Genomic DNA, 23,665 nt, shown 5'->3' with positions numbered 1-23,665 from the left:
TCGTGGGCGAGATTCTGTCCGCCAACAGGATTGAGGGTGTCGTTCGCAAGGACGTACCCGAGCGCGTGATATCCCGACTCCCGATCTATCTGCAGACCGTCGAGACGATTGCCGCCACCGGCCAGGACACAGTTTCGTCGGAGGACCTTGCCGCCCGCAGCGGTGTGTCCCCGTCTATTCTGCGCAAAGACCTGTCCCAGCTGGGACGATCGGGAACCCGCGGGGTCGGCTACTCCTGTCCGGAGCTGGCCGCGACCCTGCGGACGTTCCTCGGCCTCGACCTCGACCGCCGCGTCGCCATCATCGGCGCCGGACGGCTCGGCTCGGCACTGGCCGACTACGCCGGATTCCGTCGGCGCGGCCTGCGCCTGACCGCCGTCTTCGACATCGACGAGGAGAAGATCGGCACCTCCATCGGCGCCCTGACCGTCTCTTCCCTGGACGACCTTCCCGCCTGGTCCGAAGACATCGACCTGGTGGTCATGGCCGTCCCCGCGGCCGCGGCACCCGCGGCGGCCCAGAAGGCCGTCGAAGCAGGTGTGCGCGGCATTCTCAACTTCTCACCCACCGTGCTCGACGCACCGGATACCGTGCGTGTCCATCAAGTCGACTTGGCCAGTGAGCTGCAAGTACTCGCATACTATTCGGCGCTGGACACGGCACCGCTCAACCCTGGTTTTGAGGAGCACAGGAATTGACTCTCTTGGTTCTCGGCATTTCACATCAGTCGGCTCCGATCGACATGCTCGATCGAATGGCCTTCGGCGCCGGTGAGGTCGGCACTCTGCGACGGGACGCCTTGGCCGGAGAGAACATCGAGGGACTCGCCGTGCTCTCGACGTGCAATCGTCTCGAACTCATCGCCGACGTCTCCGCCTTCCACGGAGGACTGGCCGACCTCGGCAACGCGCTCGTGTCGTCGATCGACAAAGAATGGTCCGATATCGCCGGGCACTTCTACGCCCACTACGACCACCAGGCGATGGAGCACCTGCTCAAGGTCGCCTGCGGACTCGACTCCATGGCTATCGGCGAAGCCCAGATCCTCGGTCAGCTCCGGACGGCGTTCACGGAATCGCAGTCGGACAAGGCGCTGACCTCCGAACTCTCCCAGGCGCTGCAGCAGGCGCTGCGTGTGGGCAAGCGCGCGCATTCGGAGACCGACCTCGGTGACGTCGCCCGGTCCCTGTTCGGTGCAGGCATCGAAGCATCGGCCGCGCACATCGGGTCCCTGCGTGCCGCGAATGCACTGGTCATCGGCGCCGGAGCCATGTCGGGCCTCGTCGTGTCCGGACTGCACAAGGAAGGCGTCGCCCACATCACCGTGCTCAACCGGACGCTCGACAAGGCCGAACGCCTCGTCGCCGAGGTGGGCGGACGTGCCCGTGAACTCACTCCGCGCATCATGGCCGAGGAGATCGCCGACGCCGACCTCATCGTCTCCTGCACCGGCGCCCGCGGAGTCGTCGTCAGCCGCGACGACATCGTCGCCGGACTCTCGCAGAACCCGAAGGGCGCAGCGAACAAGGCCTTCATCGACCTCGCCCTGCCGCACGACATCGACCCCAGCGTCCGCGAGTTCGAACATGTCGCCCTCTTCGGCCTCGGCGAGATCCGCGAACTCCTGCGCGGCTCCGACAAGGAACGCGACGCGAAGGTCGTGAGCACTGTCGAAGAGGTGCGCTCCATCATCGCCGCCGAGCTGGAGAACATCGCCACCGGCAACAAGGAGCGCTCGGTCGCTCCCACCGTGACCGCTCTGCGCTCCCATGCCAAAGATGTGCTCGCCTCCGAGACCCAGCGCCTGGAGAAGAAGCTCGGTGACTCCGTCGACGAAAAGGCGTTCGCCGAGATCCGCAAATCCCTGCACCGGGTGGCGGAGAAGCTCATCCACACCCCGACCGTGAAGGTCAAGGAACTCGCTGTGACCGAATCCGAGGTCGACTACGCTCAGGCGCTCATGCAGCTCTTCGACCTGCCGGTCAACAAGGTCGCCCACGCCAAGACCACTCCGGAGACGAAGGTCGCGAAGGCCGCCAGCGCGCATCATGTCGAGGCCGACGGCATCCGCCCGGTCGCCGATCACACCCTCGACATCGTCGAACCCGAACACTTCACCGGCCGCACCGTGCGTCTGGGCACCCGCCGGTCGCAGCTGGCCCGCTCCCAATCCACGGCGATCGCCCACCAGATCGCGGCTCTGACCGGCTGGCGTGTCGAGATCGTCGAGGTCGTCACCGAGGGCGATGTCAACATGTCGCCCCTGGCCGGTTTCGGCGGCACCGGAGTCTTCGTCTCCGCCGTCCGACAGGCCCTCCACCAGGGCAAGATCGATCTGGCCGTGCACTCGCTCAAGGACCTGCCCACCACCCCCGAGGCGGGAATCCAGATGGCTGCCATCCCGCCGCGCGTCGACCCGGCCGATGTCCTCATCGGCCGTGACGGGCTGAGCCTGAACGACCTGCCCTCCGGATCCGTCATCGGCACCGGTTCGCCGCGTCGTGCCGTTCAGCTGCGCGCCGCACGCCCCGATATCGAGGTCCGCGGAGTGCGCGGAAACGTCGACACCCGCATCGCCCATGTCCGCGACGGCCGCCTCGACGCCGTCGTTCTCGCCGCCGCCGGAGTGCGTCGCATCGGGCGCCTGGCCGAAGCCACCGATGCGCTCAACTTCGATGTCATGCTCCCGGCTCCGGGCCAGGGAGCCCTGGCGATCGAGACGCGCAGTGCCGACAGCGCCTTCGCCACCACCGCGGACATCCTCGACGGCGACGCCGAGGTGCGGGCGGCCCTGCGCCGGATCCACGACCAGACGACCGACCTCGCCGTGACCTGCGAGCGCGCGATCCTCTCCCGTGCCGAAGCCGGCTGCTCGGCCCCGATCGGCGCGCTGGCGAAGATCGAGGGCACGGAGTTCATCGTCGACGCCGTGATGGCCGATGACGACGGCAAGCTCGCCCGCACGCGGCAGAGCACCGAGCTGCCCGCCCTGCTCGACGTCGACTGGAGCAGCACCGGCGAGCAGCAGCTGTCGGTGACCGCGAAGGAACTCGCCCGTATCGCCGACGAACTCGGCACCGCAGCGGCCGAGGATCTTCTGGGACGCCTCGGCATCGACCCGGCCGTCAGCGCCGAACACCTCACCCCCGTCAAGGCTCAGGAGCAGGGATGAACAGCGAACCGACAACGGGCCAGGTGCAGCCGCGTCGACTCCTGCCGGCTGCTCCGCGCGTCGTCTTCATCGGCAGCGGACCCGGCGAATCGGGTCTGATGACGATGCGCGGCGCCGAGATCCTCGCCACCGCCGAAACCGTCGTCTATGACGCCGATGTGCACTCCGAGATCGTCACCGCCTATGTGCCGCAGGCCGCAACGCTCATCGATGCCGCCGACCTCGGAGTCGCCGCCTCGACCCGCGGTCGCCGCATGGCCGAACTCGCCCGCCCGGACAAGACCGTGGTGCGGCTGAGCTCGGACGACGGAATCATCTTCACCACCACGACAGCGGAAGCCGGAGTCTGCCGCAAGGAACAGGTCGAGGTCGAAATCGTGCCCGGAGTGGGACTCTCCGCCTCGACGGCGGCCTTCACCGGAACGGCTCTGACGACCAACCGCGTCCGGTCGGTGCGCTTCATCGAAGCAGGACCGCAGACCCATGTCGACGTCTCCCGCCACCGGAACACGACCCATGTGCTCACCGGCAGCGCAGCCGCCCACGAACAGGCCATCGAAGCCCTGCTCTCCGACGGCTGGGACGAGGACACGAAGGTTCTCCTCGGGTGGGGGATCTCCACCATCGAGCAGACGAGCGTGGAGACGACTTTGCAGCAGGCGCTGTCCATGGCGCAGACAGGTTCGGATCGTATGGTGGTGATCATGGGGCAGGGAGTGGAATCCAGAGGAGAGCTCAGCTGGTTCGAATCCAAACCGCTCTTCGGCTGGCAGGTGCTCATCCCGCGGACGAAGGAACAGGGCACCTCCACGGCAGAGGCTCTGGCCGAACTCGGCGCCGTCGGCACCGTCGTGCCGACGATCGCCGTTCAGCCGCCGCGCACACCGACCCAGATGGAGAAGGCGATCCGCGGCCTCGTCGACGGATCCTATGAATGGGTCGGATTCACTTCGGTCAACGCCGTGCGTGCCGTGCGTATGTGGTTCGAAGACTTCGGACTCGACTCCCGTTCGATGGCCGGCGTCAAGGTCGCCGCCGTGGGTGGTCGCACCGCGGCAGCGCTGGTCGACTGGGGGATCACTCCCGACCTCGTCCCCGACGGCGAACACTCCGCACGCGGGCTGGCCGCGGCCTGGCCGGACTTCGTCGATGACATCGACCCGATGAACACGGTTCTCCTGCCTCGTGCCGATATCGCCACCGAGGTGCTTGTGGCCGGGCTGCTGGAGAAGGGGTGGGACCCCGACGACGTCACAGCCTACCGCACCGTGCGCGCCTCCCCGCCGCCGGCTCCGATCCGCGAGTCGATCAAGGCCGGCGACTTCGACGCCTTCCTCTTCACCTCCTCATCGACGGTGCGCAACCTCGTCGGCATCGCTGGCAAACCCGCCCCCACCTCGGTGATCTGTTGCATCGGCCCGGCAACGGCGAACACCGCAGCCGAACACGGACTGCGCGTCGACGTCCTCGCCGAGGAAGCCAACCTCACCTCGCTTATCGACGGTCTCGTCGAATTCGCACTCACCCAGCGCGCCGAAGACGTGGAAGCCGGGATCTCCCCGCAGCGTCCGAGTCAGAAGCGCCGCAGAAGGAAGGCCTGACATGTCATTGGTTCCCGGAACCGTCCGTCCCCGTCGGCTGCGGTCGACCCCGGCCCTGCGCCGCCTCGTCTCCGAGGTGCGACTCCACCCAACCGAGCTCATCCTGCCGATGTTCGTCAAGGAGGGCCTGAGCGAACCACTGCCGCTGGGCGGAATGCCCGGAGTCGTCCAGCACACGATGGGCTCCCTGCTCGAGGCCGCCCGGGAAGCGGTGGCGGCCGGAGTCGGCGGACTCATGCTCTTCGGCATTCCCGAATACAAGGATGAGATCGGCTCACAGGCCGATGACCCCGACGGCATCCTCAACCGGGCGCTGTCGCTGCTGGCCGACGAATTCGGCGATGACACCGTGATCATGGCGGACCTGTGCCTCGACGAATTCACCTCCCACGGCCACTGCGGAGTCCTCGACGAGGACGGTGCGGTCGATAACGACGCCACCCTCGACCGCTACGCCTCGATGGCGCTGGCCCAGGCCCGCGCGGGAGCTCACGTGCTCGGCCTGTCCGGCATGATGGACGGTCAGGTCGCCTACTGCCGCGAAGCTCTCGATGCCGCCGGATTCACCGACGTCGTCGTCATGGGCTACACCGCGAAGTACGCCTCCGCCTTCTACGGTCCCTTCCGCGAAGCCGTCGATTCCGAGCTCAAGGGCGACCGCAAGACCTACCAGCAGGATCCCGCGAACGGTCGCGAAGCGCTGCGCGAACTCGGCCTCGACCTGGCCGAAGGCGCCGATATCGTCATGGTCAAGCCGGGGCTGCCGTATCTCGACGTACTCGCCGAGGTGGCTCAGGAGTCCATAGTGCCAGTGTGGACCTACCAGGTGTCCGGAGAGTACGCGATGATCGAATTCGCGGCCGCCGCCGGAGCCATCGACCGGGAGAAGGCGATCGAGGAATCTCTCATTGCCTTCAAACGTGCCGGATCCGATGCGATCCTCACCTACTGGGCCACCGAGGTCGCCCAGCGCCTCCAGTCCGAGGCCGCAGGCCATCTGACCAAGCGCAGTGCCGACGGAGGCCGGTGATGACCGAGCCTCGCTGGCTCTCGGCGGTCGACCAGAGAGCCTGGCGCAGCTACCTCAACGGCTCTCAGCTGCTCAGCACACAGCTGGACAAGGAGCTGCGTGAGAAGCACGGCATCGGCCTGCCCGAATACGAAATCCTCGTGCGTCTGTCCGAACACGACGACCGGACGATGCGAATGGCGCTGCTGGCCACCGATACGACCATGTCCCGATCCCGGCTGACCCACTGCGTCGCCCGAATGGAGAAGCGCGGACTGCTCGAGCGTTCCGCCATCCCCGAGGACGGCCGTGGGGTCAACTGCGTGATGACCGAGGCCGGATGGCAGCTGCTGCAGGCCGCGGCCCCCGACCATGTCGCCGGAGTCCGCAGCCACCTCGTCGATCTCCTCGACCCCGAGGAGATGGAGACCCTGGGCCGGATCTTCACCAAAGTCTTCGACCATATGACAGACATCGACGGCTCCTGAGCCGTCCCCACGCGTAACTGAGAACGATCCCGGGACGATACCCGACCCGCGAAGAATCAGAGGAGAACCATGACGACAGCAGAGACGAACGGTCACACCACCGATCGGTCCGCCGCCCTGTTCACCCGCGCCGAGGCGGTCATCCCCGGTGGAGTGAACTCCCCGGTCCGCGCGTTCAAGGCCGTCGGCGGCACCCCCCGTTTCATCACCGAGGCGACCGGCGCGTGGCTGCGCGACGCCGACGGCAACGACTACATCGACCTCATCGGGTCCTGGGGTCCGATGATCATGGGCCACTCCCGCCCCGAGGTCGTCGCCGCCGTCCAGGAAGCCGCCGTGAAGGGGTTCTCCTTCGGCACGCCGTCGACCGGTGAGGTCGAACTCGCCGAGGAGATCGTTCGCCGCGTCGATCCCGTCGACCAGGTCCGCCTCGTGTCCTCGGGCACCGAGGCGACGATGTCGGCGATCCGTCTGGCCCGCGGTTACACGGGACGGTCCAAGGTCGTGAAGTTCGCCGGCTGCTACCACGGTCACGTCGACTCGCTGCTGGCCCAGGCCGGCTCCGGACTGGCCACGTTCTCTCTGCCCGACACTCCCGGAGTCACCGGAGCCCAGGCACAGGACACGATCGTCGTCGACTACAACGACGCCGCCGGTCTCGAAGCCGTATTCGCCGAACACGGTGAGGACATCGCCTGCGTCATCACCGAGGCCAGCCCCGGCAATATGGGCGTCGTGCCTCCCCGCGACGGCTTCACGAACACCATCCGACGGCTGACCAAGGCCCACGGTGCGCTGATGATCAGCGACGAAGTGATGACCGGCTTCCGCGTCTCCGCCGCCGGCTGGTACGGCTATGAGTCCGAGACTCTCGGCTACCCAGAGGGCCCGGCCGACCTGTTCACCTTCGGCAAGGTCATGGGCGGCGGCTTCCCGGCAGCGGCCTTCGGCGGTCGCGCCGAGATCATGGCCCACCTCGCCCCCTCCGGCCCCGTCTACCAGGCCGGAACGCTCTCGGGCAATCCGGTGGCCACCGCCGCCGGTCTGGCCACGCTCAAACTGACGACCGAACTCGACGTGTACTCGCACATCGGTCGTGCCGCGGACAGCTTGCGCCCGGCAGTCGCCTCAGCGCTGGAGGCTGAGGGCGTCGCCCACGTCATCCAGTCGGCGAACTCGATGTTCTCCGTGTTCTTCACCGACACCGACGTGACGAACTACGACCAGGCACGGGCTCAGAACGTCGACCGCTACACCGCCTTCTTCAACGCCATGCTCGATCAGGGCATCCATATGCCCCCGAGCGCGTTCGAAGCCTGGTTCCTGTCCTACGCCCACACCGATGAGATCCTCGACCGGATCATCAGCGCACTGCCAGCCGCGGCCAAAGCCGCGGCCGCGGTTCCGGAGGCCGGGAAGGCGCAGTCATGACCACCATCCACCTCGTCCGCCACGGCGAAGTCGACAACCCCGACGGCATCCTCTACGGACGTCTGCCGCATTTCGGTCTCACCGAACGGGGACACGAAATGGCAGTGCGCGTGGCCGAGCACTTCCACGCTGCGCCCACTCGTCCGGTCGAACTCGTCGCCTCCCCGCTGCTGCGGGCACAGCAGACGATTCGTCCGCTGTCGAAGTCTCTTGACCTGCCGGTCTTCGACGACGACCGGGTCATCGAGGCGGCGAATTCCTTCGAGGGACAGAAGCTGGATGCTCGTCGGCTGGCCGAGCCGAGGAACCTGGTGCGCCTGTACAACCCGCTCACTCCGTCCTGGGGAGAGCCGTACAAGCAGATCGTGCTGCGCATGCGGGCCGCGATGGCCAGTCTGAGAGCCAAGCTCGTCCTCCACGGTCCGGACGCCGAAGGAGTCATCGTCTCCCACCAGCTGCCGATCTGGATGACGCGCCTGTCGGGGGAGGGACGCTCACTCGTCCACGACCCGCGCAGACGCGAATGTGACCTGGCTTCTATCACCAGTTTCACATTCGATTCCTCCACACTGGTGTCCGTGAGTTATGAGAGCATCTGTGCCGATCTGCAGCCGGGTACCGCGGTGGCGGGAGCATGAGTTTCGGACGCCGTTCCCTCAACCGTCGGGCCCTCTTCACCTCGGCGCTCGCCGCCGGAACGGCCCTGGCGCTCAGCGCCTGCAGCGAGAACGATGAGCTGGCCGATCAGGCCGGATCCGACCAGGGGTACGTCTCCGGTTCGGGAGTCGTCTCGCAGGTGGCGGTCGAGGACCGCGGCGACCCCCTCGATCTGAGCTTCGAGACCCTCGACGGAAAGTCGATGTCCCTGGCCGATCTGCGTCCCACGCCGGTCATCGTCAACCTCTGGTACGCAGCATGCCCTCCGTGCCGGAAGGAAGCCCCGGACCTGAAGTCCGTGTCCGAGGAATTCGGGGACAAGGCCCAGTTCATCGGCGTCAACGTCCGCGATCAAGAGGCTGCGGCCAACGCGTTCATCCAGAACTACCAGGTGCCGTACCCGAACATGCTCGATTCGAACGGTGAGATGGTGTCTCTGCTCTCCGGAGTCCTGCCCCCGCAGGCCACCCCGTCGACGGTGGTCCTCGACGCGAAGGGCCGGGCCGCGGCCAGAGTCGTCGGTGAGATCGATGCCTCGACTCTCAAGGGACTCATCGAGGACGTGCTGGCCGAGTGAGTGGACTCGGGGCGGACTTCGCCCAGACCGTTCTCTCCGGTCCGCTGCTGCTGGCTGCCGGCGCAGCGGCCCTGGCCGGACTCGTCTCGTTCGCCTCCCCGTGTGTGCTGCCCCTGGTTCCCGGCTATGTCGGGTACGTCACCGGGCTGTCCGGTTCTTCGCTGAGGGACAAGCAGACGTGGCGAGTGGTCGTGGGCATCAGCCTGTTCGTCCTCGGCTTCACCGTCGTCTTCGTGCTGCTGGGGACCAGCTTCTCCGCGCTGGGAGCGCTGTTCTCCCAATGGCAGTCGGTCATCCTCCGCGTCCTCGGCGTCATCGTCATCCTCGCTGGTTTCGTGTTCATGGGCGGATTCGGTCTGCTGCAGAACGAACGTCGCATCCGTGCCAGACCGAAGGCCGGGCTCTGGGGTGCACCGGTGCTCGGAGCGACTTTCGCCCTCGGGTGGGCACCCTGTGTGGGACCAACCCTGTCGGCGGTGCTGAGCATGTCGGTGAGCTTCGGCGGTGACGGGATGATCTGGCGCGGAGCGCTGTTGGCCTTCGTCTACTGTCTGGGCCTGGGCATCCCGTTCATCCTCCTGGCGCTGGCGATCCACAAGGGCGCGGGACGACTCGTCTGGGTGCGGAAGCATCAGACCGCGATCGTGCGGGCCGGGGGCATCATGCTCATCATCCTCGGTGTGCTCATGGCCAGCGGCGTATGGAACATGTGGATGACCTCTCTGCAAGGTCTCATCAATGGATTCGAAGTGGTGATCTAGTGGCGGGCTCAACCGAAGGCTCGGAGAAGACGCAGTCGAAATCGGGTGCGAAGACGACGGCGAAGCAGGGAGACAAGCCTGCCGCGAAGTCGACCGTGAACCAGCCGCAGCTCGGGTTCATCGGCATGTGCCGGTGGGCCTGGACCCAGCTGACGACGATGCGTGTGGCACTGATCCTCCTGCTCATCCTCGCCCTCGCCTCGATCCCCGGATCTCTGCTGCCGCAGCGCATCCAGGACCCGGGCCGGGTGAACACCTTCCTGGAGAACAACGGTGCCTGGGGGCAGTTCCTCGACACGATCCAGATGTTCGACGTTTACTCCTCTGTCTGGTTCTCCGCGATCTACCTGCTGCTGATGATCTCCCTCGTCGGCTGCATCATCCCGCGGACGAAGCAGCACTGGAAGGCGATGCGCTCGTCCCCGCCGAAAGCACCGAGGCGGCTGTCCAGGATGCCCGGATACGCCGCCTTCACCTCGGCGCAGGCAGACGCAGAGACCCGTGAGGATGCGGATGAGGCGTTCCTCGACGCGGCGGAGGCCCGGCTGAAGAAGTCCGGGTACCGCATCAACCGGCAGTCCGATCACATCGCCGCCGAACGCGGCTATCTCCGCGAGACCGGCAACCTCGTCTTCCACATCGCGCTGCTCATGGCGACCCTGACGATGGCGATCGGATCGCTGTTCGGCTATGAAGGTCAGCGCATCCTCGTCGAGGGGGAGACGTTCTCGAATTCGCTGGTCTCCTACGATTCCTTCGAACCCGGCTCCTACTACGATGCCGACAATCTGCCGGATTTCCGGCTCAAGCTCGATTCCTTCACCTCGACCTTCGACGATCAGGCGGCGGGCAACCAGTTCGGTCAGCCGCGCACCTTCGATGCGAAGGTGACGACGACGGCGGACGGGAAGACCGAATCGCACGTCCTCAAGGTCAACGAGCCGGTGCGCGTGGGCGGCGTCGGCGTCTATCTCACCGGCAACGGCTACGCCCCCGAAGTGACCGTGCGTGATGCGAAGGGCGATATCGTCCAGTCCGGTCCGCAGGTGTTCATCCCGGACGGCGGGGACCCCGGATACACCTCCGAGGGCGTCATCAAGGTCCCGGACTCGGCCGGCACGCAGATGGGCTTCGTCGGGGTGTTCCTCCCGACGGCCGCACAGAATGAGGACGGTGAGCTGATTTCGAGCTTCGCCGAGCTGCGCAACCCCTACCTCGTGATGAGCGGTTACACCGGCGACCTCGGCCTCGATTCCGGAGTCCCGCAGTCCGTGTACTCCCTCGACGCGGAGAACATGACGGAGATGACCGATGAGTCGGGCAACCCGCTCGTCATCCAGCTCGCCGAGGGGGAGACGCAGAAGCTGCCGAACGGCGGTTCGGTGACCTTCGACGGAGTCAAGAAGTACATCGCCGTCGACATCTCCCAGGACCCGACACAGGCCCTCATGCTCATCAGCGCGATCCTCGTCCTGGCTGGGCTCGGCCTGTCCCTGTTCATTCCCCGCCGACGCGTATGGGTGCGGATCAAGGACGGCGACGCCGAGGTGGCCGCTCTGGCCCGCGGTGAGGATCCGATGGTCGAACGCGCCGTCGATGGCCTGGTCAAGGACCTGCGTGATCCGGAACCCGATGAGGGTGAGCATGGTGACGATGACGAAAGATGAAGCCGAAGTACTACGCGGAGTAGAATAGCCGCGGAGTGCGCGTCGCCGGTGGCTTCGTCACGGAGTCGGCAGGGCGCGCACCGATATATGGTCAGACAGAGAGTCTGGCAGCAGCAGCCTGCGACAGAAGAGCACTTCAGCGGTGCGGAGGATGAATGGACGTCAACACTGACCTCGCAATGTGGTCGAACCAGCTGATCATCTCGGCGATGATCGTCTACGCCGTCGCCATGATCTTCTACGCCTTCGACCTCTTCGGCGCGCGTGAGCTCAAGACCTCCGAAGCTGAGGTCGCCACCTCGGCCAAAGCCGGTACGGTGCGACGGACGAACCGGAAGACGGCGACGACTGCCGTCCTCGATCGACCCGGCGGCGACGACTCCGCGACAGTGAAGTCGTCCCGGAAGAACAAGCACCGCGGAGCCCGCATCGGCACCTCGCTGCTCGTGCTCGCCATGCTGCTGCACGTCGGCGGGGTTCTCACCCGTGCCCTGTCTGTCTCCCGTGTGCCGTGGGGCAACATGATGGAGTATGTCCTCACCGCCACCGCGATCACCGTCATCGTCTTCCTCGTCGTGCTGACGAAGAAGGACGTGCGCTATCTGGGGACGTTCGTCTCCGGGGGAGTCCTGCTGTGCCTGGGACTGGCGATCACCGTCTTCTACACGCCTGCCGCGAAGCTCATCCCGGCGCTGGATTCGTACTGGATCGCCATCCACGTGCCGATCGCGATCCTCTCGACCTCACTCCTCTACATCTCTGCGATCCTCGCAGTCTTCCAGATTCTGAAGAGCGTGCACGAGACCAAGGACCCGAAGTGGCTGCGGTTCCTGCACCGTCTGCCCTCGAGCACTGACCTCGAGCGGATCTCCTACCGGATCGCGGCAGTCGGCTTCATCACCTGGACGTTCACACTCATCGCCGGTGCCATCTGGGCCGAAGTGGCCTGGAGCCGTTACTGGGGCTGGGATTCGAAGGAGATCTGGACGTTCGTCGTCTGGGTCATCTACGCCGCGTACCTGCACGCTCGTGCGACTCGCGGTTGGGGCCCGACGAAGGTGGCCGTGCTCAACCTCATCGGCATCGCCTCGGTGATCTTCAACTTCACCGTCGTGAACATGTACTTCAACGGCCTGCACTCGTACTCCGGGCTCGACTGAAGCGCTGGGTCGCTCTCAAGGCCGCTCTGACGTCCAGCACCGGGAGCCACCGCCTGCACCGGGGAACCACCGCGCGCACCGGGAGCCACCGCCTGCACCGGGCGCCATAACTGCTGACGGCCCAGTCTGAGGCGAACAGCCCATGTTTGAAACAGGGCTCTCCGCCTCAGACTGGGCCGTTTGCGTGCTGGTTCGATGCCGTGATCAGGCGGCGGGAGACTGTTTCGGCTCAGTCTGCTCTGAAATCACCACGTTCCTCGGTGTGTAATTCAGAGAAAGCAATGACAATTCGCCGAATCGCAGCGTGGCAACGCACCTGCGGTATCGATGTGGTCGTCGGACAGCGGTGGTGCGGCAGGGGAATTCAGTTCGAGCGGCCGCGGCCGTCGCCCTTGGTGCCCCGGTCGTCGGAGTCGGCTGATGTATCAGCGGAGGAATCCGCGGGATCGCTGTCATCGTCCGGCTCGGCAGAATCGTCGCGCGGAGATTCCTTCTCGTCGTTGTCCTGAGCCGGAGGTGCATGCTTGCCGAGCTTGACTTCGCGATCGACCTGTCGCAGATAGTCTGGATCGTCATCCGGGGCGACCTGACCGCGAGGGCGGGTGCCGCGGTTGGGCTTGTCTTCCGAACCGCGTCCGAACAGATACCAGAGGATGAACCCGAGGACGGGGATGAAGAGGATGATGAGTGCCCATACAGGTTTGGGCAGGACTCGAATCAGACCCCGATCGCGCAACAGGCAATCGAAGAGTCCGTACAGTGTCACCGCTGCCGCCAGGACGATCGCGGCAATGAGTAGTCGAGCCATGCAACAAGGATAGTCCACCAACCTGAGCGCGGCCTCCAGCGGGCGGTGACAAGACTGTCACGATCGGAGGCTAAAATGAGTTCAATGCGCACCTTCTGGCTCTACACACTCGCTCGCTTCGGCCTCATCATCGCCGCCGGCCTCGTTCTGTTCCCGTTCCTCGGCTTCAATCTCGTCATGGCGATCGCCGCTATCATCATCGGCGCGCTGCTGAGCTACCTCTTGCTCGGTAAGATGCGCGCCCAAGCAGCGACCGAGATCGAAGCAAAGGTCGCCAAGCGAGCCTCCAAACCCAAGCGCGTCGGCGCCGATGAAGCGGCAGAAGATGAGATCGTCGAGGAGCGCCTCGGAGAAGACGGCGACCAGTCCAAATGAACTTGTGGCTCAGCCGAATGAGCTGCGGCTCGGCTGAGTCGGCTCAGAACCTAATGAGCTGGGGCCTTTCAGCGCGCTGAGCCTTGGACCACCAGGCGACTGAGCCTTGGAACCCCAGGCGTCAGCACTGAAATGCCTCAGAGCGCCAGACCGAGGCCCATCAGTGCGGAGAAGGCCAAACCGGTCAGTCCAGTGGCTTTGATCGGCGGAATCAGGCCAGGGCCCGTTGTGCCGCTGAGCACCGTCTTGAGTGGGTTGAGTGCTGGGACGAGGGCAAGGATCGCCAAGGCGACGGCCGGATGTCCGTCGAGGATCGCCAGCGCCAGCAACGCGAACGGCAGCAGCACGAGCACCGCATAGGCGATGCGCGCGGCATTGTCGCCCATCCTCACGGCCAGAGTGATCTTGTCTGCCTCGATGTCTGTCGGGATATCGCGGAGGTTGTTGACCATGAGCACAGCCGAGGCCAGAGACCCGATTGACACGGCACCGGCCCAGCCGCTGAGGCTGAGATGACCGACCTGCATCCACATCGTGCCCAAGGTCGCCACGAGTCCGAAGAACACGAACACGAAGACCTCGCCGAGGCCCATATAGCCATAGGGCCGTCTGCCACCGGTGTAGAACCAGGCGGCGGCGACGGCTGCGGCTCCGACGATGAGGAACCACCAGGCCTGTGAGATGAGGATGAGCACGATGCCCGCGACCCCGGCCAGGCCGAAGAAGATGAAGGCGGCCCGTTTGACCTCGTGAGGTTCGGCCAGTCCGGTCGCGGTGAGCCGGACCGGTCCGACACGTTCGTCATCTGTGCCGCGGATGCCGTCGGAGTAGTCGTTGGCGTAGTTCGAGCCGATCTGCAGGCACAGGGAGACGAGGAGAGCGAGGAATCCGCGCAGCAGGATCTGTCCGAAGCTGACGTGGTCGTCCTTGCCCGAGATGTCGTCGAGGATGAAGGCGGTGAATCCGCCGAGCGATCCGATCGCGGCGCCGGTTCCGATGAGGACGGGTGCGAGAGCCAGGGGCAGAGTTCGCAGTCGAGCTCCAGAAATCCACTGGGCGGCATCAGCCATAGTCCTCGCTCACCTTCCTGTCGAATTGTGGAGCCGTCTCATGTTACCGGTAGTTCGCCGGTATGGGTATTCGCATCACGCGCGATGAGATCGGCGGCGATGCGGGCCGCCGCCTGGCGATCGGGTTTGCCGATCGACCGGTTCGGAATCTCGGCGACCGGGAAGACGAGCTGCGGCAGCAGCTGCCCCGTCATCCCGTGATCGAGGGCGTTGAGCCTCTGTGCCGATGCTCGCGGATCCTCGGCTCCGACACCACCTCCGCCGTCGGCGAGGCGGACGAGCGCGACGATCCGTCTGCCCCATTCCTCGTCGGGCACCCAGGTCACGAGCATCTCCTCGATTCCCGCCTTCTGCCAGCTCGGCAGCAGGCCGGTCTCCAGGGCATGCGGGGAGACGTTCGTGCCCCCGGAGACGATGATGTCATCGGCTCGACCGAGCACGCTGAGCACACCGGAATCGATCCGACCCAGATCGCTGGTGTGCATGATCCGCCGTCCCGCCTCGTCGACGGTGAGAGCGGGGGAGTCGACCGGTGTGATCGCTCCGTCGGCGCCGATCTCGACGTAGCCGTCGGCCACGACGGGCCCGGTCAGGTCGATCGTCCCCGCCTCGGTGATGGTCACCTCGACCCCGTCGAAGGGCACCCCGTCATAGACGCAGCCGCCCGCCGTCTCGCTCATCCCGTAGGTCCGCACGATCGCCAGTCCCGCGGCCTCGGCGCGGTCGAGCAGCGATGGTGAGATCGCCGCTCCGCCGAGGAGGATGTGCGAGATCCGTCCGGCCGCCTCGGTGGCGAGGCCGTCCTCGAGGATCCGGTGGAGTTGGGTGGGCACGATCGAGGTGTACGTCGGTCGGTCGCCCGCCAGTTCCACCAGGGCGGTCACCTCGGTGGCGAAGGACTGGGCGGTGAACCTCGCCGAGGCAGCTCTGACCGGGGCGCGGCCCGCCAAGCGGGCGCGCAGTTCGACTTGGAACCCGGCGATGTGGTTGACCGGCAGGCACAGGCGCCAATCGCCGGGCCCGGAGAGGAATCGTTCGGTCGCCCGCGCCGAGGCGGTCAGCGCATCAGCTGACAGGGCCACTGCCTTCGCCGTCCCGGTCGATCCGGAGGTGAAGAGGATGAGGGCCGGGGCTGGACCCTGCCCTGCCCACAGACTGGGTGCCGCCTCGGTGACGGCACCGTCCCGGTCCGATGGAAGGATGAGGATCGAGGTCCCGGCGAGTGCCCGGTCGATGGCCTCGGGCAGCTCGGCGGCTCTGAGCTGACGCCCGTTGACGATCGTCTCGGACACTCAGCTGTACCTGCGGACAGTCTGGCAAGGCGCAGACTGGTGTTGATCGTGTTCGAGCGGTTGAGCTGACCAGGGGTTGTGGTCCTGGTTGCGTTTGCAGAGATTGATCACTTAAAGCTCTTTTGCGGACTCTGTGCGGACTGGCCGGAGGTACTCGATTCTATCGCAATGGGCGCCCCGCGTTGTCAGCGCGGTGGAAGACATGCAACCGGCACCATGTGCGGAGTCGTGACTTCCGCGCCACGTGGATCAAGGCAGCAGATGAAGCCTCGATGAGATCCCCACCTCCGGGATGGCTATTGACAAACGATAGATATCTATCGACAATCGATGTATGACTTCTTTCTTACCACGTCCGCCCTTGTCCCTCATCGTCGCGACAGAGGCTCTCCTGGGCGTAATGTTCGTTGTCGGCCTCGGAGCGGTGTCTTTGTTGCCAGGATTCGCGACAGCTCTCGGGGAAGAGTTTCCGGAGTTCGCGGGCCTTCGTGGTCCACTGCTCGCCCTGGGGATCACGTTCATGGTGGTCGGTCTCATTGCCTTGGCCATGCTGGCGGTGCTCGTCTGCCGTATTTATACCGGTTCCGTGCTCGAGCGCCGGTCGCTTGTCTGGGTCGATGTGCTTGTGGGTGCGTTCGTATTCGCGGCTGTGCTGATCGTTGTGGGATTCGTTGTGATCAGCATCGGACAGGCGGGAAGTCTGTTCCTGGCGATCCTCCAGGTTCTGACGTGCTTGAGTTTCGTGGTGGTTGCCGGCGTCACTCTTGTGCTCAGAACGCTTTTGAACAGTGCGATCGGGATGCGTGCCGAGTTGGCTGCGGTGGTGTGATGGCCATCCACATCACTATCGACCGAATGTTGGTTGAGCGGGGGATGAGCGTCGGCGAGTTCGCGGACGCGATCGGTATCACCCCGGCCAACGTGGCAGTGTTGAAGAATGGGCGTGCGAAAGCGGTGCGTTTATCGACATTGGACGCGATGTGTCGTGTCCTTGAATGCCAGCCTGCTGACTTGCTCCGATACGAGCACGACTGAACCGGGCGAGGATTTGCAACGGGCGACGCATCTGCCAGCAGAGGACCGGAAAAGCTGACGGGCTCAACCGTCGCTCGCCTGTTCTGAAGAGAGGTTTCGACCTGTTCTCAGTAGTACCAGGGGAACGGCGACCAGTCGGGATCGCGCTTTTCGAGGAACGCGTCGCGGCCTTCGACCGCCTCGTCGGTCATATAGCCCAGTCGGGTGGCTTCGCCGGCGAAGACCTGCTGGCCGACGAGTCCGTCGTCGACGAGGTTGAAGGCGAACTTGAGCATGCGCTGCGCGTTCGGGGACTTGCCCAGGATCTCCCGCGCCATCTGGAGGGCCGCGGTCTCGAGATCGGCATGGTCGACGACTTCATTGACGGCTCCCATATCGGCCATCTCCTGCGCGGAGTAGGTGCGGCCCAGGAAGAAGATCTCACGGGCCTTCTTCTGCCCGACCATCTTCGCCAGGTAGGCGGAACCGTAGCCGGCGTCGTAGGAGCCGACATCGGCATCGGTCTGCTTGAACTTCGCGTGTTCGCGTGAGGCGATCGTCATATCGCAGACGACGTGGAGGCTGTGGCCTCCGCCGGCTGCCCAGCCGGGGACGACGGCGATGACGACCTTCGGCATGGTGCGGATGAGGCGCTGGACCTCGAGGATGTGGAGGCGGCCGGCACGCGCCGGATCGACGCTCTCACGGGTCTCACCGGAGGCGTACTGGTAGCCGGAGCGGCCGCGGATGCGCTGGTCGCCGCCGGAGCAGAACGCCCAACCGCCGTCCTTCTCGCTCGGGCCGTTGCCGGTGAGCAGCACAGCGCCGACGTCGGAGGTCTGGCGGGCGTGGTCGAGGGCGCGGTAGAGCTCGTCGACGGTGTGGGGACGGAAGGCGTTGCGGACCTCGGGGCGGTCGAAGGCGATGCGCACACAGCCGATGTCCTTGCCGGTGGCGGGGTCGATGGCCCGATGGTAGGTGATATCGGTGAAGTCGAAGCCGGAGACTTCGCGCCAGGCAGAAAGGTCGAAGATGTCAGAAACCGTCATGGCCCCAGCCTAGCGCTTGGTGGTTGTGATGAGGTCCGGGGCCGGGCGGCGGACGGTGAGGTTCCGAACGGCAGGCATCGGTGGCCGGGGCGGCGGGGGTTAGTCTGGGCTCATGGCCGATATCGCACGTTCGCACACTGGCGCACTGGACTCAGAGGCTCCATCTGCCGCACCTCTTGATCTGCCGCAACGCTTCGATGAGGTCATCGAGGACCTGCATGTGGTGCGGCTGCCGATGGTCACCCGGTTCAGGGGGATCACGGAGCGGGAAGTGGCGCTCTTCTCCGGCCCCTCCGGGTGGGCGGAGTTCTCCCCGTTCGTCGAATACGGCACCGAGGAGGCCAGCCGGTGGCTGCGCGCCTCCCTCGAATTCTCCGGGCTGATCCCGCAGAAGACCGCGCTCGCCGAGGCGGCGCCCTCCACCGTTCCCGTGCGCGGTTCCAGTCCGGCCGTGGCGGAGGCGGGGACGACCGGTGAGACCGTCGACGTCAACGGCACCCTGCCCGCCTGTCCACCTGATCAGGTCGCACCGATCCTGTCTCGCTATGACCGGGTCGGCACCGTCAAGGCGAAGGTCGCCGAGCACGGATTCGCCTCCCTCGACGAGGATCTGACACGCCTGCGGGAATTCCGCAGGCTCTGCCCCGAGACGACGCTGCGCCTGGACGCGAATGCCGGATACACGCTCAGCGAGGCCCTTCAAGCTTGTGAGGCATTCGCCGAGTTCGATATCCAATACTTCGAACAGCCGGTTCCCGAGGTCGAGCAGCTGGCCGAACTGCGCGATGAGCTCGCCCTGCGAGGACTGCCGATCATCATCGCCGCCGACGAATCCATCCGCAAAGCCGAGGACCCGCTGCGCGTGGCCGAACTCGGAGCGGCCGAGGTCATCATCGTCAAGGTCCAACCGCTAGGCGGGATCGGTGCCGCCCTCGACGTCATCGGCGCCTCGGGGCTGCCCGCCGTCGTGTCCTCGGCTCTCGAGTCGTCCGTCGGCCTGGCCGCCGGAGCCGAACTCGCCGCGAGACTGCCGCGCACCGACCGCAGCCGGGACATCCTCGGAGATCGGGTGGCCTGCGGACTGGGCACCGGCCGTCTCTTCACCGCCGATGTCGTCGCCGAGGACGAGGCCCTGACTCCGGTCGACGGCGCCATCCCGGTCACGCGAATCGTCCCGGACCCTGACCGCCTGCAGCAGCTGGCGGTGGATCCGGGACGATTCGATTGGTGGGCGCAGCGGCTTCAGAATTGCTGGAGCGCCCTGCGCGGCTGAGCCGACTCCGGCTGAGCCGACTCCGGCTGAGCCGGCCCACGGGTGAACCGGGTCAGCCTGCGTTCTTCACGGCGTCGACGAAGGCACCGGCGGTCTTCGTCACGGTGGCCTCTTCGACATCGGCGATATTGGATACGGCCACGACGTTGTTGCCGACGAGGGCGTAGACCATGCGCAGGTTCATGGCTGTCTGTCCGCCGGCTTCGACGGAGGCGACGATTCCATTGGTGTCGTCTGCCCCGTCGACCTTGGCGTCGAAGGTCTTGTACTTCATCGACATCTCGACGCCGGCGGTCTTGATCTTCACATCGCTGCATTCTTCTGCGATCTTCGAGGCACCCTCGATCTGGGTCTGTGCGCCGTCCAGATCGTCATAGCTCGACAGTGCCGCGGAGAGGATGTTGTCGGTGGAGGTTCCAGCCACCGTAGTGCCTTTGGAGGCGAGGTTGGCGTTGAGGAGGTTCATGGTGATGTCTTTGCATTTGGCCGGTTCGAACTCAGAACTCTCCAGGGCCTTGACTGCCTCACTGGAGGAATTGCCGGCACCGTCGACGGCCTTGAACGACTGACCCTCTGCCTTGGTCGACTCAAGGATCTCCTTGAGCTTCGCCTCATCGAGTTTGCTTGCCTGCGGGGTCTCTTCGGCTGCCGCCTGCGAAGAGTCATTGCCGCCGTCAGCCTGGTCCGGCTTGTCTCCTCCACCCGTGCAGCCGACGAGGGAGAGTCCGGCGAAAAGAGCGATGGCTGGGAGTATGCGTTTCATGGTTGACCTCTCGAGTCAGCGTTCTGAAGAATCAGCGGCCGTCGATTCGCGACCGCTCTCAATATAGACGCCAGCGGGACCGTCCGCGGATTCTGTCTGTGACGGATCTGGAACATCGGCTGTGGGCCGTTCACCATCGACCGCTGCCGCACGGTCGAATGCAGCCGCACCGTGTCTGCGGTCGGTTGCCTCGTCGACCGGCGCCGAGGCGATCCGCACCGTGGTCACCTCGTCCTGTCCCAGCGTGGCGAAGTGAGCGGTGCGTTTTCCCGGGATGATCGGATCGTGCATGGCCGCGGCCAGGCGACCGGTGAGTGTCAGCCGCCCTTTCTTGTCGGCCTTCTGCTGATAGGCATTGCCCCCGCTGGGACCGGACACGCTGATGTCGTAGCGGCGGCCGGGATCGAAGAGACCGGGAGTGCGCACACGGAAGCTGCCGGTCCCGGTCAGAGAGAAGCCGGCGGCGCTGACGGCGTCGAAGCGCACCACCTGCGCGCGACGACGGGAGATCTCCACCCGCCACCCATGGATGTCGAAGAGGGCATGACCGGTGAGGAAGGTGAATTGTCCGCCATCGGCCACCCGATCTGTCCGACGACGATCCGAACTCGCATAGTTGCGCCGCTTGGCGAGGGTCTTCAGCCAGGCTCCGAGTTCCCGTTCCCAGCTCGTCCAGTTGTGCAGGCCGCTGGTGCGCGGAAACCAGGAATGGCGGATGCCGAGGGAGTTGAGACGGGCGGAGAAGCGCTCGCCCTGCGAGCTGATCATCGACTCCAGCAGGTCGCGATCCTTCGCCCCTTCGAGGCTGCCGGAACCGGCGCTGAACCACAGGTCGAGGCTGCGGAGGTTCTCGGCCAGAGCGTACGGGGAATTCGCCAGCCATTCGCTGCGGTCGAGGGCGGGATCGCCGAACAGGCTCAGTGATCGCGCGCCTTCGCGCATCGCGATGATGTCGAAGGCGGCCACGGTCGACAGGGGATCCAAGGGAGAGGAGAACGCGGCGGCCGATCCGTACCTGTCGGGATGCCAGGCCGCGTACTTCATCGCCCCGTACCCGCCCATCGACAGCCCCGCCACCAACTGGCTCGAAGGCGCCCAGTCGACGGAGAAATTCGCCTTGAGGAACGCCGGGATCTCCTCGGTGTGGAAGCGCGGCCAGTCGTGGACCTCGCTGCCGACGGCCAGACGCGAATAGGTTCCTGCCCCGCCGTCGGGCATGACGACGAGGTACGGGGAATCGAGGGTGAGTTCCTCGGCGGAACCGAAATCAGTCCATGAGCGGAAATCATCGCCGCCTCCGTGGAAGAGGTGGATGACGGGGCTGACCTCGGCGGGAATCCCCGGCAGCAGCACACGGACGCCGACGGTGCGGCCGAGTGCGGGGGAGTAGAGGAAGAATTCGCGCAGCCTCGGCGAGAGTTTCCGTTTGTCCCGGATATGCCAGGTCCGGGCATTCTTCCCGCGGGGTTCGGGGCCGAGGAAGGAGGTGGTCTGGTCGCGAGCGGGATAGCGTCCGCGATGGGAGCGGGCCGCGGTCAGAGTGCGGATGGCTCGTGCTCCCATCGCAATGATCAACGAGCGGCGCATTTCTCGAGGTTAGAGGGCGGAGGTGAACCACAGGTGGTCAGGTGGTTGAATATCAGGTGATGTCGAATTCGAGCGCGGTGGCGCAGCAGATTGCCCGAAGCCTGGTCCATGCCGGAGTCAGTGATGTCGTCTTCGCCCCCGGTTCACGGTCCGCCCCCTTGGTCTACGCTCTGGCTCCGCTCGCCGAGGCGGGGCTCATCCGCACGCATGTGCGTGTCGATGAGCGTGATGCCGCTTTCCTCGCCCTCGGCCTGGCCCGCGGTCTGCGTGCGCGCGGCAGTGAGTCCGCCGTGGCTGTCGTGACGACGTCCGGTTCGGCCGTGGCCAATCTCCATCCCGCCGTCCTCGAGGCCTCGTACGGGCACCTGCCGCTGTTGGCGCTCACCGCGGATCGTCCCGCTCGGCTGCGCGGAACTGGAGCCAACCAGACCATCGACGACCAGTCGCAGGTGCTCAGCGATGTCCGTGCCCGTTTTGACGTCCCCGCCGGCGCCACCGCGGAGGCGGTCCACCGAGCGATGTCAGACGCCGTGGCCGCAGCATTGGGATCACTCAGGGACACCGTCACCGAGGCGGCCGGCCCCGTCCAATTCAATGTTCAGTTCGACACCCCCTTGGTTCCCGGCCCGGAGGAGCTGGACACGTGGAAGAACGAGATCGGCGAGCTGGTTGGGAGCGGGGCCGGACAGCGTTCGACCACGACCGCGTCGGGGTCTCGTGCGAGCGTGGAAGTCACCATCACCGAGGGGACCGTCATCGTTGCCGGAGACGCAGGAGGCTATTCGGCCGAAGCTCTGCGCGCGCTCGCCGCTGATCATCTTCTTCCGGTGCTTGCCGAACCTTCGAGCCCGTTGGCCCGCACTTCCGTCGGTCCGTCGACCTCGTCGGCCACCGGAGCGGCAGAAGCGTCGAATGTCGTGCCCGCCCATGCTCGTGTGCTCAGCGAACACCCCGAGCTGCGCGGGGCGATCCGCACCGTCATGGTCCACGGAAAACCGACCCTGACCAGGCCCGTCGCCGCACTGCTCGCAGACGACACCGTGACCGTGCAGCGCATTCCCGACGCCGTCGACTTGTTCGATCTGGCCGTCCGCGACGAGAGGATCGTCGCGGACGACGTGACGGCGGCGGGCGAGACGCAGGGCGCCGCCGCCTCGGGGCGGGCCTGGGTGCGCGCCTGGATCGCCGCCGGGACGTCCCTGGTCGCCGCCGCACGAACAGAGCGGTCTGCGGAACGATCCTCGGCACCGAGCAGGAGAGAGAACCCGGGGGCCGCCTCGGCGAGGGAATTCCAGGCGACCGCTCGGAGGGTCACTGAGCATTTGGCCGCCCAGGACATCACACTCTTCGTGGCCAGCTCGAACTCGGTGCGCTATCTCAGCGACGCCACCGACAGCCGCGCCCGCATCCACGCATCACGCGGACTCGCCGGAATCGACGGACTGGTTTCGACGGCGACAGGACTGTCGTTGGGGCTGGGGGAGCCGGTCGTCCTGCTCATCGGTGATATCGCCATGCTCCACGACATCGGCGGACTGCTCACCCCGAGCGCCGAGGACGCCGGGGAGGTGACGATCGTCGTGCTCAACGACGACGGGGGAGCGATCTTCTCCGGACTCGAACATTCCCAGCCCCATCTCGAAGGTTTCCTGGAACGATATTTCACCGTCCCCCACGGTCGCGGTTTCGCCGACCTCGCTGGAGGCTACGGATGGGATCACGAACAGGTGACCAGCGCAGAGGAATTTGAAACGGCTCTCGGCACGATCGACGGTCAGCGAAACGCAGGTGTCCGGCGGATCATCGAGGTGACCGAACCGCAGCGGCAGTAGGACCGTCCGCTGTTCGGAGCCCCGGGGCGGCCGGCGCTCACCTTCGCCGACTGGGCACGCGACAAGGCCGGAGAGTTCC

Annotated in this window: 22 protein-coding genes; 16 read left to right on the top strand and 6 right to left on the bottom strand. The window is 65.8% G+C overall.

The genetic code is table 11. The features are described from left to right. Window positions 1–2: 2 nt before the first annotated feature. The 11 genes from ACSBQT_RS14025 (at window position 3) to ccsB (ending at window position 12,523) form a co-directional block, all read left to right on the top strand. A complete protein-coding gene (locus ACSBQT_RS14025; RefSeq protein WP_410710653.1) occupies window positions 3–698 on the top strand; it encodes a redox-sensing transcriptional repressor Rex in 696 nt (231 codons plus the stop codon). Further along, window positions 695–3,172 (top strand): glutamyl-tRNA reductase, encoded by a 2,478-nt coding sequence (gene hemA / locus ACSBQT_RS14020; protein WP_410710652.1) that lies wholly within the window; start codon window positions 695–697, stop codon window positions 3,170–3,172. The genes ACSBQT_RS14025 and hemA overlap by 4 nt, the downstream gene beginning before the upstream one ends. Then, window positions 3,169–4,773: a uroporphyrinogen-III synthase gene (locus tag ACSBQT_RS14015; RefSeq protein ID WP_410710651.1), complete on the top strand. Its 1,605-nt coding sequence runs from the start codon at window positions 3,169–3,171 to the stop codon at window positions 4,771–4,773. Before hemA ends, ACSBQT_RS14015 begins: the two co-directional genes overlap by 4 nt. Before the next feature lies 1 nt (window position 4,774). Then, window positions 4,775–5,803, top strand: coding sequence for a porphobilinogen synthase (gene hemB, locus ACSBQT_RS14010; RefSeq protein ID WP_410710650.1), 1,029 nt, complete (start codon window positions 4,775–4,777; stop codon window positions 5,801–5,803). Continuing rightward, window positions 5,803–6,270 (top strand): MarR family winged helix-turn-helix transcriptional regulator, encoded by a 468-nt coding sequence (locus ACSBQT_RS14005; protein ID WP_410710649.1) that lies wholly within the window; start codon window positions 5,803–5,805, stop codon window positions 6,268–6,270. Before hemB ends, ACSBQT_RS14005 begins: the two co-directional genes overlap by 1 nt. Window positions 6,271–6,339: 69 nt before the next feature. Further along, on the top strand, window positions 6,340–7,701 hold the full coding sequence (gene hemL, locus ACSBQT_RS14000; protein WP_173156343.1) for a glutamate-1-semialdehyde 2,1-aminomutase: 1,362 nt from the start codon (window positions 6,340–6,342) through the stop codon (window positions 7,699–7,701). Then, on the top strand, window positions 7,698–8,339 hold the full coding sequence (locus ACSBQT_RS13995; protein WP_410710648.1) for a histidine phosphatase family protein: 642 nt from the start codon (window positions 7,698–7,700) through the stop codon (window positions 8,337–8,339). The genes hemL and ACSBQT_RS13995 overlap by 4 nt, the downstream gene beginning before the upstream one ends. Beyond that, window positions 8,336–8,935, top strand: coding sequence for a TlpA family protein disulfide reductase (locus tag ACSBQT_RS13990; RefSeq protein ID WP_410710647.1), 600 nt, complete (start codon window positions 8,336–8,338; stop codon window positions 8,933–8,935). Before ACSBQT_RS13995 ends, ACSBQT_RS13990 begins: the two co-directional genes overlap by 4 nt. After that, window positions 8,932–9,696 (top strand): cytochrome c biogenesis CcdA family protein, encoded by a 765-nt coding sequence (locus ACSBQT_RS13985; RefSeq protein WP_139468605.1) that lies wholly within the window; start codon window positions 8,932–8,934, stop codon window positions 9,694–9,696. The genes ACSBQT_RS13990 and ACSBQT_RS13985 overlap by 4 nt, the downstream gene beginning before the upstream one ends. Next, window positions 9,696–11,363, top strand: coding sequence for a cytochrome c biogenesis protein ResB (resB, locus tag ACSBQT_RS13980; protein ID WP_410710646.1), 1,668 nt, complete (start codon window positions 9,696–9,698; stop codon window positions 11,361–11,363). Before ACSBQT_RS13985 ends, resB begins: the two co-directional genes overlap by 1 nt. 155 nt (window positions 11,364–11,518) lie before the next feature. Beyond that, window positions 11,519–12,523, top strand: a complete 1,005-nt coding sequence (ccsB, locus tag ACSBQT_RS13975) for a c-type cytochrome biogenesis protein CcsB (RefSeq protein WP_410710645.1) — start codon at window positions 11,519–11,521, stop codon at window positions 12,521–12,523. 364 nt (window positions 12,524–12,887) lie between these two features. On the opposite strand, the gene ACSBQT_RS13970 is transcribed toward ccsB, so the two are convergent. Further along, window positions 12,888–13,331: a PLD nuclease N-terminal domain-containing protein gene (locus ACSBQT_RS13970; RefSeq protein WP_410710644.1), complete on the bottom strand. Its 444-nt coding sequence runs from the start codon at window positions 13,329–13,331 to the stop codon at window positions 12,888–12,890. 84 nt (window positions 13,332–13,415) lie between these two features. On the opposite strand from ACSBQT_RS13970, the gene ACSBQT_RS13965 reads away from it, so the two are divergent. Then, the gene (locus tag ACSBQT_RS13965; RefSeq protein WP_101546796.1) at window positions 13,416–13,706 is read left to right on the top strand and encodes a DUF4229 domain-containing protein; all 291 of its coding nucleotides are present in this window, start codon (window positions 13,416–13,418) and stop codon (window positions 13,704–13,706) included. Between the two features lie 137 nt (window positions 13,707–13,843). Here ACSBQT_RS13965 and ACSBQT_RS13960 read toward each other — a convergent pair whose 3' ends face one another. Together ACSBQT_RS13960 and ACSBQT_RS13955 are read right to left on the bottom strand one after the other, a co-directional pair. Further along, window positions 13,844–14,776 (bottom strand): 1,4-dihydroxy-2-naphthoate polyprenyltransferase, encoded by a 933-nt coding sequence (locus ACSBQT_RS13960; protein ID WP_410710643.1) that lies wholly within the window; start codon window positions 14,774–14,776, stop codon window positions 13,844–13,846. Window positions 14,777–14,814: 38 nt separating this feature from the next. Beyond that, the gene (locus ACSBQT_RS13955) at window positions 14,815–16,068 is read right to left on the bottom strand and encodes an AMP-binding protein (RefSeq protein WP_435001920.1); all 1,254 of its coding nucleotides are present in this window, start codon (window positions 16,066–16,068) and stop codon (window positions 14,815–14,817) included. Between the two features lie 334 nt (window positions 16,069–16,402). On the opposite strand from ACSBQT_RS13955, the gene ACSBQT_RS13950 reads away from it, so the two are divergent. Next, complete coding sequence (locus ACSBQT_RS13950) at window positions 16,403–16,897, top strand: DUF2975 domain-containing protein (RefSeq protein WP_410710641.1); 495 nt, start codon at window positions 16,403–16,405, stop codon at window positions 16,895–16,897. Then, the gene (locus ACSBQT_RS13945) at window positions 16,897–17,103 is read left to right on the top strand and encodes a helix-turn-helix domain-containing protein (protein WP_173156356.1); all 207 of its coding nucleotides are present in this window, start codon (window positions 16,897–16,899) and stop codon (window positions 17,101–17,103) included. Before ACSBQT_RS13950 ends, ACSBQT_RS13945 begins: the two co-directional genes overlap by 1 nt. A 107-nt stretch (window positions 17,104–17,210) precedes the next feature. Here the strand turns inward: ACSBQT_RS13945 and ACSBQT_RS13940 are convergent, their stop codons facing one another. Continuing rightward, window positions 17,211–18,131 (bottom strand): 1,4-dihydroxy-2-naphthoyl-CoA synthase, encoded by a 921-nt coding sequence (locus ACSBQT_RS13940; protein ID WP_410710640.1) that lies wholly within the window; start codon window positions 18,129–18,131, stop codon window positions 17,211–17,213. Window positions 18,132–18,243: 112 nt separating this feature from the next. Between ACSBQT_RS13940 and ACSBQT_RS13935 the strand changes: the two genes are divergently transcribed. Next, window positions 18,244–19,404, top strand: coding sequence for an o-succinylbenzoate synthase (locus ACSBQT_RS13935; RefSeq protein ID WP_410710639.1), 1,161 nt, complete (start codon window positions 18,244–18,246; stop codon window positions 19,402–19,404). Window positions 19,405–19,456: 52 nt separating this feature from the next. Here ACSBQT_RS13935 and ACSBQT_RS13930 read toward each other — a convergent pair whose 3' ends face one another. Next, a complete protein-coding gene (locus tag ACSBQT_RS13930; RefSeq protein WP_410710638.1) occupies window positions 19,457–20,167 on the bottom strand; it encodes a hypothetical protein in 711 nt (236 codons plus the stop codon). Between the two features lie 15 nt (window positions 20,168–20,182). Continuing rightward, window positions 20,183–21,754 (bottom strand): alpha/beta hydrolase, encoded by a 1,572-nt coding sequence (locus ACSBQT_RS13925; protein WP_435001919.1) that lies wholly within the window; start codon window positions 21,752–21,754, stop codon window positions 20,183–20,185. Between the two features lie 59 nt (window positions 21,755–21,813). On the opposite strand from ACSBQT_RS13925, the gene menD reads away from it, so the two are divergent. After that, on the top strand, window positions 21,814–23,586 hold the full coding sequence (menD, locus tag ACSBQT_RS13920; RefSeq protein ID WP_410710636.1) for a 2-succinyl-5-enolpyruvyl-6-hydroxy-3-cyclohexene-1-carboxylic-acid synthase: 1,773 nt from the start codon (window positions 21,814–21,816) through the stop codon (window positions 23,584–23,586). Window positions 23,587–23,665 lie beyond the last annotated feature (79 nt).

Source organism: Brevibacterium sp. H602, assembly GCF_051172395.1.
Lineage (GTDB): Bacteria > Actinomycetota > Actinomycetes > Actinomycetales > Brevibacteriaceae > Brevibacterium.
The sequence above is the reverse complement of the archived record's forward strand: the minus strand, read 5'-3'. Positions and strand labels throughout refer to the sequence as shown.

Coding starts and splice junctions, on each gene's coding strand:
- ACSBQT_RS13935 (WP_410710639.1), top strand. CDS start 18,244: ATGGCCGATATCGCACGTTCGCACACTGGCGCACTGGACTCAGAGGCT.
- ACSBQT_RS13970 (WP_410710644.1), bottom strand. CDS start 13,331: ATGGCTCGACTACTCATTGCCGCGATCGTCCTGGCGGCAGCGGTGACA.
- hemB (WP_410710650.1), top strand. CDS start 4,775: ATGTCATTGGTTCCCGGAACCGTCCGTCCCCGTCGGCTGCGGTCGACC.
- ACSBQT_RS13990 (WP_410710647.1), top strand. CDS start 8,336: ATGAGTTTCGGACGCCGTTCCCTCAACCGTCGGGCCCTCTTCACCTCG.
- ACSBQT_RS13925 (WP_435001919.1), bottom strand. CDS start 21,754: ATGCGCCGCTCGTTGATCATTGCGATGGGAGCACGAGCCATCCGCACT.
- ccsB (WP_410710645.1), top strand. CDS start 11,519: ATGGACGTCAACACTGACCTCGCAATGTGGTCGAACCAGCTGATCATC.
- ACSBQT_RS13965 (WP_101546796.1), top strand. CDS start 13,416: ATGCGCACCTTCTGGCTCTACACACTCGCTCGCTTCGGCCTCATCATC.
- ACSBQT_RS13995 (WP_410710648.1), top strand. CDS start 7,698: ATGACCACCATCCACCTCGTCCGCCACGGCGAAGTCGACAACCCCGAC.
- ACSBQT_RS13930 (WP_410710638.1), bottom strand. CDS start 20,167: ATGAAACGCATACTCCCAGCCATCGCTCTTTTCGCCGGACTCTCCCTC.
- ACSBQT_RS13940 (WP_410710640.1), bottom strand. CDS start 18,131: ATGACGGTTTCTGACATCTTCGACCTTTCTGCCTGGCGCGAAGTCTCC.
- ACSBQT_RS13945 (WP_173156356.1), top strand. CDS start 16,897: ATGGCCATCCACATCACTATCGACCGAATGTTGGTTGAGCGGGGGATG.
- ACSBQT_RS14015 (WP_410710651.1), top strand. CDS start 3,169: ATGAACAGCGAACCGACAACGGGCCAGGTGCAGCCGCGTCGACTCCTG.
- ACSBQT_RS13960 (WP_410710643.1), bottom strand. CDS start 14,776: ATGGCTGATGCCGCCCAGTGGATTTCTGGAGCTCGACTGCGAACTCTG.
- menD (WP_410710636.1), top strand. CDS start 21,814: ATGTCGAATTCGAGCGCGGTGGCGCAGCAGATTGCCCGAAGCCTGGTC.
- hemL (WP_173156343.1), top strand. CDS start 6,340: ATGACGACAGCAGAGACGAACGGTCACACCACCGATCGGTCCGCCGCC.
- ACSBQT_RS14005 (WP_410710649.1), top strand. CDS start 5,803: ATGACCGAGCCTCGCTGGCTCTCGGCGGTCGACCAGAGAGCCTGGCGC.
- ACSBQT_RS13950 (WP_410710641.1), top strand. CDS start 16,403: ATGACTTCTTTCTTACCACGTCCGCCCTTGTCCCTCATCGTCGCGACA.